The sequence below is a fragment of the Lysobacter sp. A286 genome, from assembly GCF_054052105.1.
The window spans coordinates 1-11,543 of record NZ_JBSVRJ010000007.1; the positions used below are offsets into that span (position 1 = coordinate 1).

Sequence of the window (11,543 nt, forward strand, 5' to 3'; positions counted from 1 at the left end):
TCGCTACACCAACAACACGGCAGGTAGAGCTTGCCATGTTGTCGGCTACGCTACGTAGGTCGGCTTAACTCAAGCGTTAGGAACCACAGGCATGATCTCGAAATCTGATGCAGTCACGTCAATCTTCGGCTACTGGCCGGAGTTCGCAGACGCCCGCATGATCTCCTTCAGCTACTCGGCTGATAGCAGTGTCACGCTCGAGCTCTTCTACATCGACGTGACTGCCGGCAAGGGCGCTGTGGTCAGCCTGTCATTCGCTGGCGTCCGGGATATCGAGCTCAATGACCTGGCATCGGAGAACGTACTGGACCGCTTGGCGATCGCTGAGGGCAGCCCACTGCTCGTCACCCTAGAGCCTTGTATTGGCTTGGGTGGTAGCTTCACGTGCACGGCGGCCACAGTTACCGGAGTGGTACCTAACAATTCATTCAAGCCGAACCCGCTTCGCGGGTCGGCTTAATTCAGGCGTTAGGCCTCAAGAGACACATCATCGTGACTGTAACTGAAGAACGAAAGCTGCTGAAGCAGATCCTTGAGGCCCTTGACGAGACCACGAAGAGAAGGTGGTCGTGGCAGGCCTTTGCCGTAAACGCTGTCTCATTCGCTACCCTAGCCGTCATTGCATTGTGGCTATTTCAGAATCCGCACCTTCTGGATATCCCGCGCGTCGCCTCGCTTTTAGGGGCCGTCTTTGCCGGAGCCCTGATCGGTGCGCTGAGTACGTGGCAACTGCTTTGCAAAAATGGCGCTGCTGTCCGCAAGTACATTGATGCTGAAAGGGTGCGAGCTCGGCTGGCTGAGCTTGAGCCCTAACAATTCATTCAAGCCGAAACCGCTTCGCGGTTCGGCTTAATTCAAGCGTTAGGCGGCACACGTGACATCTAAGCACTTCAGGATCGCGCTTCGCACATTCGCTCTACTCGGCGCAGTCGCTGGCATCGTCGTTCTGTTCTTATCAGTTCGCGGGCCGTCGTCCTTTCCACAACGTGAGATCCTCGCACCCGTCAGTGGGCTCATCGCGTGGACAAGCTTAGACCGCTACAGCATCCGCTTCGGCATTGCGGGCGACTCTAGAACGTTCGCATACGCGCATAAGGGTGGTAACCGAGCAGCTATCGCCTCTGCGCTCGCCGACGCATCAAAGCAACCGATCACCATCCTAGTCAACCCGCGCCAGCCTCAACAGGGCTCGGCTGGCGGCACGTTCTTCCAGGTCTATGAGCTCAGCGCTGGCCAAGCTTCCTTGCGCTCATATACCCAGGTGAAAGGTGCTTGGGCCTCAGACTATTGGTTCGGCTATGTGGCAGCACTTCTAGCATTCTTTGCAGCTGGCTTTCTGGAGTATGCGGCGCGTAGAGTGCCGCCTAACAATTCGTTCAAGCCGAAGCCGCTTCGCGGCTCGGCTTAACTCAGGCGTTAGGCGGCATGGGACTTTTCGACTTCTTCTTTGCAAAAGGTGCTGAGCCAGAGCCCGAAGCTAATCTGGGCTCGCTTGGGCACGTGCGATGGTCCGAGGACGACGAAAGCTGGTGCGGCTCTGCGTGTGGAACCGCTTTCTATCTGGAGTACGATCGATCCTCATCAATGCCCTTGCCGGCGCTCGTTGCTTTTGCGCAAGCTGTCCTGGTGGACACCTCGTCTCTGCAGAACGCTGTCGCAAAAGCCAAGCTGGACTATCTGCGCAAGCAGCCCGAGTACACACTAGAGTTGTCAAAGCTCGTGATCGACCGTGTGTACTTCTCTATTGGTGGTGGCACCAACTGGGCAAGCTGCCAACTGGGCTACGGAGAGCACGGTCGCTTCTGGGTAATTGAGCTTGAAGATGGTGTGCGCGGCGAGCTTGGGTTTGATACGTGACGTGCCGCCTAACAATTCGTTCAAGCCGAACTTGCTTCGCTACACCAACAACATGGCAGGAAAAGCTTGCCATGTTGTCGGCTACGCTACGCAAGTCGGCTTAACTCAGGCGTTAGATGGCAGCATGAGGGCGCGCGGCGCATGAGATACCAAAAGCCTTGCATCTTCTGTGGCCGATACGGCAACAAGTCCAAGGAACATTTCTATCCAGATTGGCTCAGTGATTTCTTCGCCACTGGTGGCATACACAACACCGCAACGCTGATGACTCAGCGCGGGGATGCGCCAAAAGAGTTGGCCGCAGAATCGCGGCGGCAAGGCCACCTAATCACGAAGAAATTTCGGGTCGTTTGCGTGTCATGCAACAACGAGTGGATGAGCCAGATCGAGAGCGCCGTAAAGCCTATACTTGTCGCCGGAATCAACGGCACAGAGTTCAGCCTCGATCGGGAGCAGCAGCATAACCTAGCTACGTGGGTATGCTTGAAGGCGATGGTCTGTGAACATTCCGACCCCGGCCTGGAATCAACACCGTTCGTTGACAGGCAGGTGTTCTACACCGAACGATTGATACCAGGCTATTTTCGGATCTACATCGGCGCACATTCGACCAGTTCAGAGACTTGGCTGTATCGACACTCTGCGACAATATCTTTTAGCAAGAGACCAAGTCCACCGCTCCTAGATGGGCTTCAGCGCAATGTACAGACCGTAACGTTTATCCTTGGGCGCCTTGTCTTTCACGTGCTCGCTGCGCGGGTCGATGAGTTCCGTTTGGACGAAGATTTGGCGTACCCTGGGCTTACCAGGCTATGGCCCGTTAGCAGCAACGAGATCAACATTCGCGGCCTTCGCTTTCTCAACACATCGCAACTCAGCCAAGTCACGGCATCCTTCGAAGCGTATCTCGCACACCAGCGAACTACTTTCGTGGAGGCTGCCATCTAACAATTCGTTCAAGCCGAACCTACTTCGCTACACCAACAACATGGCAGGTGAAGCTTGCCATGTTGTCGGCTACGCTACGCAGGTCGGCTTAACTCAGGCGTTAGGCCCCACAAATGGAGGATCCTGCTATGAGGCATCTTGTCACCTTGCTTCTCTTCATCGGCGCCATTGCCGCGTACATTGCGGGCAGCACTCCAGGGGCAGCGGCACTCGTCGTAGTTGGTCTCGTTCTAGAAGCAGTGGCTTGGTACAGGCTTTTGCGCGCCAAGAAGCATCGGCCTGTTTCGACACACTAGTTCTGAGTAGGTACGTCGCGTGAGGCTTTTCCACCCGCGCAACCTTCAACCTTGTGAGTTGGTAGCCTACCGTGTGTGGCCTAACAATTCGTTCAACCCGAACCCGCTTCGTTCCACCAGCAACATGGCAGGTATAGCTTGCCATGCTGTTGGCTCCACTACGCAGGTCGGGTTAACTCAAGCGTTAGGCTGCACTGGAGATTATGGACAGGACTCGCAACAAATTGCTCATCGTTGGCGGGGCGCTCAGTGCCCTTGCTGCTCTGCTGCACCTCGGATGTATTGCGTTCGGTGCGCCTTGGTATCGCTTTCTCGGTGCCGGCGAACAAATGGCCCAAATGGACCTGGCGGGGCATTGGTATCCCACTGTCGCAACCTTGGTCATCACCGCCATCTTGCTTGTCTGGTCGCTCTACGCGCTGTCCGGCGCCGGCGTTATCCGCAAGCTCCCGCTTACTCGGCTGGCACTGTGCGCTATCACCGGTGTGTACTTGCTACGTGGGGTAGCCTTTACTCCGCTTATGGCGTACTTCCCTGGCAACAGCACAGCATTCTGGTTCTGGAGCTCGGCCATCTGCTTATCTTTCGGCGTTGTCCATCTCATTGGGCTTCGGCAAGTCTGGGCGCGCTTGTGAGTCGGGCGCAGCCTAACAATTCGTTCAAGCCGAACCTACTTCGCTACACCAACAACATGGCAGGTAAAGCTTGCCATGTTGTCGGCTACGCTACGTAGGTCGGCTTAACTCAGGCGTTAGGCAGCTTATGAAGATCATCGCAATCGTCCTTACAGCACTGATGTCTGCCTGCTTCGCAGTACGGGCGGCGGAGCCGGCTCGGATAGATGGCTCGACGGACACATCCTTCGACACATCTTTCTCCAAGCTCGTTAAATCGCTCAAGGCACCAGAACGCAGGACTCTTGCCCTTGGTCTGTTCGGCGCTTTGATTCGCCATGAATGTCTCAGCCCCGAGGCAGTTATCGCGCTCACCTTCTCCCCGGTAGAGCCAAAGGACGCACCTCGCATACGGCCCTGCCGCGCGCACCTTGACGGGAAGTCCTACGAGGAGATCATGCAGGCGGCTGAGCCGCCGCCGGCGTCGAGCACGCAGGAAGCTGCCTAACAATTCATTCAAGCCGAACCCGCTTCGTCGCTTCGTTCAAATGTATCGTTGGCGCCGTTGCATCGGCATCCGGTCTGCACCGTGCGGGTCGGCTTAATTCAGGCGTTAGGCCGCTAGGACAAGGAATCGAGTCACATGGAAGAATCTCACGCTGAGGCAATTGCTCGTGCCATCCTGCAGCCAGACCTGAAGGCCCGAGAAAAACTCCGGCGCAAGAGGGCTAAAGAGGCTTGGTGGCTCGTAGAGAAACGCAAGGTTGCTTGGCTGGCGCTCATTGGCCTCGCAGTCGGTGGCGCTGCTGCTATCTACGCTGGCGAACGCTTCAGCAATGGCGCACTGTGGGGATCCTTGAGCGGGGGAGCCGTTGGTTGGCTATGGATCGGTTGGCGTAGCTGGCGGGGCGCGGCCTAACAAGTCATTCAAGCCGAACCCGCTTCGTCCCTTCGTTAAAACGTCTCGTTGGCGGCGTTGCATCGGCATCCGGCCTGCACCGTGCGGGTCGGCTTAATTCTGGCGTTAGGCGTCAAGGGGAACATCATTGGAGCATGCCGTAACAATCCCCGAGATGCTTGGGCTGCTGGCGTTCTTTTGGGCTCCGGCATTGATCCCTGCAGCACTGGTGCAATGGCTACTACTCAGGCCTGTCGCGCGGCGCACTCTGGCAGGGGTGCTACTCGGCGCGCTGCTTCTTGAGGTGCTGCTTGCCCTTGCTATCTGGCTCTCGCCGCTCCATCGCTTGTTGCCGCATCTAGAAAACCTTGGTGTCTTCTCTTTTGGCAGTATCCCGCTGCAAGCTGCCGTGGTTGCGGCAACTGCCACTTCGAGTATTGTTTGGCTCGCTCGGCGGCGTCTCCGTACAATCGGAGTTGCCACCTAACAATTCGTTCAAGCCGAACTTGCTTCGCTCCACCAACAACATGGCAGGAAAAGCTTGCCATGTTGTTGGCTCCGCTACGCAAGTCGGCTTAACTCAGGCGTTAGGCCGCTCGGAAACCGGTTGTCTACTTCACTTGAACAACACTGATCGTGTGGCGGCCCGTTGTTCACACCTTCGTCCGCACCTTCCTTGACTTGGCCGTTAGCCGGGTGCATGTTGAGGAGCGGCTATTCGGGTCGGCTCAACCGGAGGAAAAGCGATGAAGATCAAGCTAATCGTTGGGGTGGCGTTGCTCGCCACTGCGTTCAGTGCTTGGGCAGCAGCAGGTTGCCCGCTCGGCTGCTGCTGATAGCAAACCCAGATGTGTAGAGTGCCCCGCCTCAAGCGGGGCATTTTTTTGCTCTGCTGCAAGAGCCACGTCGCCAGCTGCACGCGCTCGCAATCCATGCCTCGGCAAAAGCCTGGGGTATGCTCGGCCTGCGGTCGCACCAGCTGTCGGGCGCGGCCTAACAATTCGTTCAAGCCGAACCTACTTCGCTCACCAACAACATGGCAGGTAGAGCTTGCCATGTTGCCGGCTCCGCTACGCAGGTCGGCTTAACTCTGGCGTTAGGCAACCTACCGACCATCATCTATGACTGACATAAAACCAAGAGCCTGGCTCACCGCCAACTCGGAACACGAGGGGTTCCCCATCTACTTCCGCCGCCCTGACCTCAGGGTCGCTGACTTCGAGGCACTTCGTCCAAAATATCCAGCAATTCTTGTAGTGACGCACCAGCTAGCCCAAGTAAAGAGCAACGGGCTACCTGAGGCCGGCTATAACGATTCGCTTGCGCCACTCGATTCCGCGCTTGTAACGCCATTCCAAGACGAAGCTGATGGGCTGATCGCTCTCGTCGAGACGTTCGCGGGCAAACGCACCTACTACGTGTATCTTGTTCCGTCATTTGAAGTCGACGTATTTATGAGCAGCATCTTGACCCGCTTCCCGCAGGAGAGCCTTTCCTGGAAACGACACGAGGATCCGAATTGGCGGCTGCTCAACGGTTATGCGGCCGACTTCCAGTTTGCCTAACAATTCGTTCAAGCCGAACTTGCTTCGCTACACCAACAACATGGCAGAAAGAGCTTGCCATGTTGTTGCCTCCGCTACGCAAGTCGGCTTAACTCAGGCGTTAGGCCACGGAGAATTCACATGTCACCTCTGAGAAAGCTTGCCTTTACTACTTTCGTTTTACTGTCAGCCAGCCTGCAACCCGCAATAGCTGTCCGTAACGAACCCAGAGACGTGGAAGCGATTCGTGAGATTGTGGAAGCGTTCCGTACATCCATCATCAATAAGGACAAGGCAACGTTCGTTGAACTCTTCTTTTCTGACAAGCCCGAGCATGTGACTTGGCAGATGGTAGATGACGATACAAGGGTAGCTCGATTCAAGGAATTCGCACCCGAAGCGAGCCGGGTCGTTAGGTGGCCAAAGAGCACCTACCTAGCCATGATCGATACGACAACCGCGGCTGATTCAGGATCGCTCGAGGAGATATTTCGGGACGTAACCATAGATACGGATGGATTGGTCGCTTCCGTGAACTTTGACTATTCCATTCTGCACAATGGGGAGGAAGCCCATTGGGGCCGTGAGATGTGGCATCTGGTGCACACCGAGGACGGCTGGAAGATCATCTCAGTAATATGGTCGCAACGGGATCCTGTATCCAACGAATGAACAGCGCGTGGCCTAACAATGCGTTCAAGCCGACACCGCATCGGGGCGCGGCTTAACTTAGGTGTTAGGCCCCCATTCGAGATTCATGCACATGTTAATTGTTTCTTGGTTGTTGCTTGGCCTTGCTCTCGGAGCTGCTCTTATTGTTTTGGCCCGTGCAATTGGTGAGCGGCGCACGTTCGCCTACGGTCTTGTTGTGGCCGCCCTAATCTACGTCGGCTTTGCCGTATTTGGCGGTGCTGGTGTACGTTGGCTGGCGCTGGAGACACTCGGCGTCGGGCTGTACAGCGCCTTGGCAGCACTGGGTCTGTACCGCACATCATGGTGGCTTGCGGTTGGCTGGCTGGTGCACCCGGCATGGAATGCGGGACTGCATCTGCTCGGAGGGGGCTCAGAGTTTGCGCCGCAGTGGTACGCAGTTGCCTGTATCAGCTTTGATGTCCTGGTAGCCGGATACATTGCGGTTCAGGCATGGCGGCGGTCGGGGCCTAACAATTCGTTCAAGCCGAAGCCGCTTCGCGGCTCGGCTTAACTCAGGTGTTAGCCGTGTCGGAGATCGCATGAAACTTTGGTTTGCCTTGCTGCTCAGCCTTCTTGCCGCTCCGGTCGCCGCACAGCAAACAGCAGTTGCTCTCCCAACTACGCCTGATCCAAACGAGACATACCTCATCTATCTGCACGGCCGGATTGTCGAGGATCTCGGACCTCGTCCGACAGATCCGCGTTTCGGGTTGTATGACTACCCTGCCATCTTAGAAGCACTTGCCAGTAGGGGTGCTGCTGTCATTTCTTCACAACGCCAACCGCGTACCAACGTAAATGAGTATGCCGGCATCGTCGTCGCTCAGATTGAAGAGCTGATCCGCCAAGGCGTCCCGCCCAAGAACATTGTTGTCGTCGGCTTCTCTAAGGGCGGAGATATCGCCATTCATGTCTCCAGTTTCCTGCGCCGCTCCCAGGTACGTTTTGTTCTCCTCGCAGCGTGCTGGCCGCGGCCGGGAGAGCCTCAACTGCGCTTGACCGGCCGAGTTCTGTCCATCTATGAGACAAGCGATACCCTTGCCGGCGACAGCTGCGAGCCGCTCACTCAGCACCCCGAGGAACCTCAGTCATTTACAGAACTGCCTATCTCAACGGGGCGCTCTCATGGGGCGTTCTACACGCCCGTCAAAGACTGGGTGGCCCCTGTACTGGATTGGATTCATGGGAGCGGCTAACAATTCGTTCAAGCCGAACCTGCTTCGCTCCACCAACAACATGGCAGGTTAAGCTTGCCATGTTGTCGGCTACGCTACGCAGGTCGGCTTAACTCAGGCGTTAGGCCGCTATGAAATACGTCGCAAGACCTAAAGATTTTAGACGCCCTGGCATGCACACAGTCGGGCACATTTCTGACGGTCAGTTGATCAGAGGCGATGCAATGCCATTACCAGATCGCATTGAGATTGAGCCCGAACCTGAAAGCGATCACTACTTCATGTACCGCTACACCAAGTCCGGACAGATCTGCGGCGACACTTGGCATGAGGACTTGCAGGCTGCATTTGACCAAGCCAACTTTGAGTACGGTCTTAATGCAGCAGACTTTCTGTTGGTTCATGATGGCGGCTCAGGTGGCGTCCATGGGGGCGCGGCCTAACAATTCATTCAAGCCGAACCCGCTTCGCGGGTCGGCTTAATTCAGGCGTTAGAGGGCACACAAACAACATGATGAACTGGAAGATCTTGGGAGCAATTCTAGTCGTAGCTGCAACTTGCACTGGCTGTACTGAAGCCAGTAGCAACAACAATGATGTAGAAGAACCTCCAATGCCATTTATCGCAGAGGAGCCAGCGCTTCCGGCTCTTGAGCTGCCGAACACCTTCGTACATGAGGTGCCATCCGATGCCACGGGGCGACACTATCAAGTGTGGGTTAGCGTGCCGGCCGGATACGTGCAGGGAGAACGAAAGTACCCCGTAGTCTTCGTTGCAGATGCGGCTTACTCGTTTCCGTTGGTGCGAAGCATCCGCAACCTTCTCGGTCAGCGCGGCCGCAATATTGAAGACTTCATTCTCGTGGGGTTGCCGCCAGAGCGGCGGATGACGTCCAAGGACAGTAGAAGTCGGGACTACACGCCGTCGGTCCCGGAGAGCAGCGCACCCGATGAGTACACCGGCGCTCGGTACGGCGAGGCAGAAGCGTATAGGGACTACTTGGAGCATCAGGTACTTCCCCTGATCACTTCCGAGTACGACTCCGATATGAGCAGAACGGTGTTTGTTGGCCATTCTTACGGCGGGTTGTTTGGAAGTTACGTGATGCTGACCAAGCCGCAAATGTTCAGCACCTACATCCTGGGCTCCCCGTCGCTGTGGTTCGACAATCACGCGATACTGAAGATTGAAGAGTCGTACGCTCAAGGGAACCGCACACTTCCAGCCAAGGTCATGATGTATGCAGGCGAGTTCGAGACCCGCGGTGATGGGCCTCGATATTTTACAAGTGTCGATCTCGTTGGGGACATGCGTAACTTCGAGCATCTCCTTGAGTCTCGAAACTACAAGGGCATCGCGGTAGACAGTGCCGTTCTCCCCGGCGAGGACCATCTGACGGTCTTCCCGGCACTTGTAAGTCGTGGTTTGCTCTGGGCGCTTCCCGGGCACGGGCCTTACACAAGCGGATGACCGCGAGTGCCCTCTAACAATTCATTCAAGCCGAACCCGCTTCGCGGGTCGGCTTAATTCAGGCGTTAGGCGCTTCATGAACTCTCATGGTGGTTCGCTACAGCAACTCAAACAGACTGTGCAAGCTTGGGCTCAACAACATACCGCCCTCTCCGCAATCATCCTATTTGGCAGTCGTGCCAAAGGTTCGGCTAGACCGGACAGCGACTGGGACATTTGCTGTCTCGTTGATGGATCAGGATCCGAGTCATGGTATGGAACTTGGTTCGCCCACGCAGAGTCATGGAAAGCGGAGTTCTGCCAGGCAACTGGATTGCACTCGGACGCAGTTCAGTTCGTTGCGCCAACTAGCATGCAAGTCACGCAGGGGCTGTTCGAGTGCTCTCGCATGCTCTATGTTCGGGACATCATTAAGGGCGCTTAGTCGGCAAGCTACGGGCTACAGCGCCTAACAATTCGTTCAAGCCGAAACCGCTTCGTTACACCAAAGTCATGGCAGGTAAAGCTTGCCATGACTTTGGCTCCACTACGCGGTTCGGCTTAACTCAGGCGTTAGGCGCGCATGGGGGCACGTCGATGACCAAGCAAGATAAGACCATCGCTTACATCCTTATCTTCCAAGCTGTGGTGGGTACAGCGACTTTTGGGTGGCTTGCTACTCGCAGTGATCTGGCGGCCGTCGCGTGGGCCATCTTCGTTCCTCTTATCGTCGGTGCTCTTGTCGCTGGCGTGGGATCACTGAGGCAAAGACGCTGGGCCATCATCCTCGGCATGGTCGTCTTCGCTGTGCAGGTTCCGATCGTTGCAACGCCTTCCCTGCAGTTCTACGCATGGCTTGGCTTCCACCTCGACATCGCAATGACGTGGCAAGGACAAGCTAAATTTGGCATCAATCTGTTTGGCTTGGGCATGCTCGCCTGGTCTGCTGTTCGCTACTGCGCGCCTAACAATTCGTTCAAGCCGAAGCCGCTTCGCGGCTCGGCTTAACTCAGGCGTTAGGCCACCTATGACACGTTCACTGCTCCTGATAGTCATGCTTTTGTTGCTTGGCGGCTGCAGTGAGACAACGCTGGTGACCGTAGAGAATCGCTCTGAGGTTCTGCTTCAGGCGGTCACTGTGGCCGGATCTGGCTTCACGCAGCGCATCGGTGATCTTCCGCCTGGCGCAACTGCCACAACGCATGTCAGCCCATCCGGTGAGTCCGGCCTGAGCATGTCTTTCCGCGTCGAGGGTAAAGAAGTTGCCTTCCCGCCCAGCGGCTACTTTGAGGGAGGCGGCAGGTATGCTGTCAACGTAACGGTCACCCCAGAGCTACGTGCATCTGTGGTCTCGGAGCTGCAGCAGTACTAGGCGGTGGCATAACAATTCGTTCAAGCCGAACCTACTTCGCTACACCAACAACATGGCAGGTAAAGCTTGCCATGTTGCCGGCTCCGCTACGCAGGTCGGCTTAACTCAGGCGTTAGCGGGCATGGACACATTATTGCGATTTGGATGCCTTGTTCTGCTTGTACTTGGAGCGGCAGGCTGCTGGCCCGGTGAAAGGCCTGAAGTTTCTTATGCCAACATGGCTGAGGCCATTAAACACGGCGCCGTAGATCGCGGTTGGATTCCCAAATGGATCCCCGCATCAGCAACAAACATCCGCGAGATCCATGACCTCGACACAAATGAAAGCATGATGGCATTTGACATGGTGTCCAGCGACAGCTGGCAACTTCCTGAACATTGCGTTGCCATCACCTTCCAAGAGGCAAGCCCACCGCGCTTCTCCCGCTCATGGTGGCCATCTGCGCAAGAGCTTGGGCACTCGTATAATTTTCATCGCTGTGACGGTGATGCTCCATTCTCCTCCAGTCTCACATGGGTCGCACGCCACCAATCGGGGGAGCACAGCTTGCATTGGCGCGCATTTGCCCGCTAACAATTCATTCAAGCCGAAACCGCTTCGCGGTTCGGCTTAATTCAGGCGTTAGCCCCCAAACGGACTTTCCATGCGATTTGTAGGAAGAATCTCCGACTGGAACGAGGACAAGGGCTACGGCT

Annotated in this window: 16 protein-coding genes; all 16 read left to right on the forward strand. The window is 56.2% G+C overall.

What is annotated here, in order from left to right; all coding sequences use genetic code 11:
- Positions 1–91 precede the first annotated feature (91 nt).
- The 16 genes from ACW7G0_RS13940 (at position 92) to ACW7G0_RS14015 (ending at position 11,421) form a co-directional block, all read left to right on the forward strand.
- Positions 92–460, forward strand: a complete 369-nt coding sequence (locus ACW7G0_RS13940; protein WP_456990558.1) for an Imm50 family immunity protein — start codon at positions 92–94, stop codon at positions 458–460.
- Positions 461–492: 32 nt separating this feature from the next.
- Positions 493–813: a hypothetical protein gene (locus tag ACW7G0_RS13945; protein WP_456990560.1), complete on the forward strand. Its 321-nt coding sequence runs from the start codon at positions 493–495 to the stop codon at positions 811–813.
- A 612-nt stretch (positions 814–1,425) separates the two neighbouring features.
- Positions 1,426–1,857: a hypothetical protein gene (locus ACW7G0_RS13950; RefSeq protein WP_456990562.1), complete on the forward strand. Its 432-nt coding sequence runs from the start codon at positions 1,426–1,428 to the stop codon at positions 1,855–1,857.
- Positions 1,858–1,998: 141 nt separating this feature from the next.
- Entirely contained in the window at positions 1,999–2,805 is an 807-nt protein-coding gene (locus ACW7G0_RS13955; RefSeq protein ID WP_456990564.1) for a hypothetical protein, read from the forward strand.
- 499 nt (positions 2,806–3,304) lie between these two features.
- A complete protein-coding gene (locus ACW7G0_RS13960) occupies positions 3,305–3,736 on the forward strand; it encodes a hypothetical protein (protein ID WP_456990566.1) in 432 nt (143 codons plus the stop codon).
- Between the two features lie 127 nt (positions 3,737–3,863).
- Positions 3,864–4,223 carry a hypothetical protein gene (locus ACW7G0_RS13965; RefSeq protein WP_456990568.1) on the forward strand — a complete coding sequence of 120 codons (360 nt, stop codon included), beginning with the start codon at positions 3,864–3,866 and terminating at the stop codon, positions 4,221–4,223.
- Positions 4,224–5,734: 1,511 nt separating this feature from the next.
- Positions 5,735–6,178, forward strand: coding sequence for a DUF695 domain-containing protein (locus ACW7G0_RS13970; protein WP_456990570.1), 444 nt, complete (start codon positions 5,735–5,737; stop codon positions 6,176–6,178).
- Between the two features lie 120 nt (positions 6,179–6,298).
- Positions 6,299–6,829: a nuclear transport factor 2 family protein gene (locus tag ACW7G0_RS13975; protein ID WP_456990572.1), complete on the forward strand. Its 531-nt coding sequence runs from the start codon at positions 6,299–6,301 to the stop codon at positions 6,827–6,829.
- Positions 6,830–6,914: 85 nt separating this feature from the next.
- The gene (locus ACW7G0_RS13980; RefSeq protein WP_456990574.1) at positions 6,915–7,361 is read left to right on the forward strand and encodes a DUF6010 family protein; all 447 of its coding nucleotides are present in this window, start codon (positions 6,915–6,917) and stop codon (positions 7,359–7,361) included.
- Between the two features lie 28 nt (positions 7,362–7,389).
- Entirely contained in the window at positions 7,390–8,046 is a 657-nt protein-coding gene (locus ACW7G0_RS13985; RefSeq protein WP_456990576.1) for a hypothetical protein, read from the forward strand.
- A gap of 203 nt (positions 8,047–8,249) precedes the next feature.
- Complete coding sequence (locus tag ACW7G0_RS13990) at positions 8,250–8,468, forward strand: hypothetical protein (RefSeq protein ID WP_456990578.1); 219 nt, start codon at positions 8,250–8,252, stop codon at positions 8,466–8,468.
- Between the two features lie 170 nt (positions 8,469–8,638).
- On the forward strand, positions 8,639–9,496 hold the full coding sequence (locus tag ACW7G0_RS13995; RefSeq protein ID WP_456990580.1) for an alpha/beta hydrolase: 858 nt from the start codon (positions 8,639–8,641) through the stop codon (positions 9,494–9,496).
- A 76-nt stretch (positions 9,497–9,572) separates the two neighbouring features.
- On the forward strand, positions 9,573–9,920 hold the full coding sequence (locus tag ACW7G0_RS14000) for a nucleotidyltransferase domain-containing protein (RefSeq protein WP_456990582.1): 348 nt from the start codon (positions 9,573–9,575) through the stop codon (positions 9,918–9,920).
- A gap of 152 nt (positions 9,921–10,072) precedes the next feature.
- A complete protein-coding gene (locus tag ACW7G0_RS14005) occupies positions 10,073–10,483 on the forward strand; it encodes a hypothetical protein (protein ID WP_456990584.1) in 411 nt (136 codons plus the stop codon).
- Positions 10,484–10,529: 46 nt separating this feature from the next.
- The gene (locus ACW7G0_RS14010) at positions 10,530–10,847 is read left to right on the forward strand and encodes a hypothetical protein (protein WP_456990585.1); all 318 of its coding nucleotides are present in this window, start codon (positions 10,530–10,532) and stop codon (positions 10,845–10,847) included.
- A gap of 121 nt (positions 10,848–10,968) precedes the next feature.
- Entirely contained in the window at positions 10,969–11,421 is a 453-nt protein-coding gene (locus tag ACW7G0_RS14015; protein WP_456990587.1) for a hypothetical protein, read from the forward strand.
- The last annotated feature ends 122 nt before the right edge of the window (positions 11,422–11,543 follow it).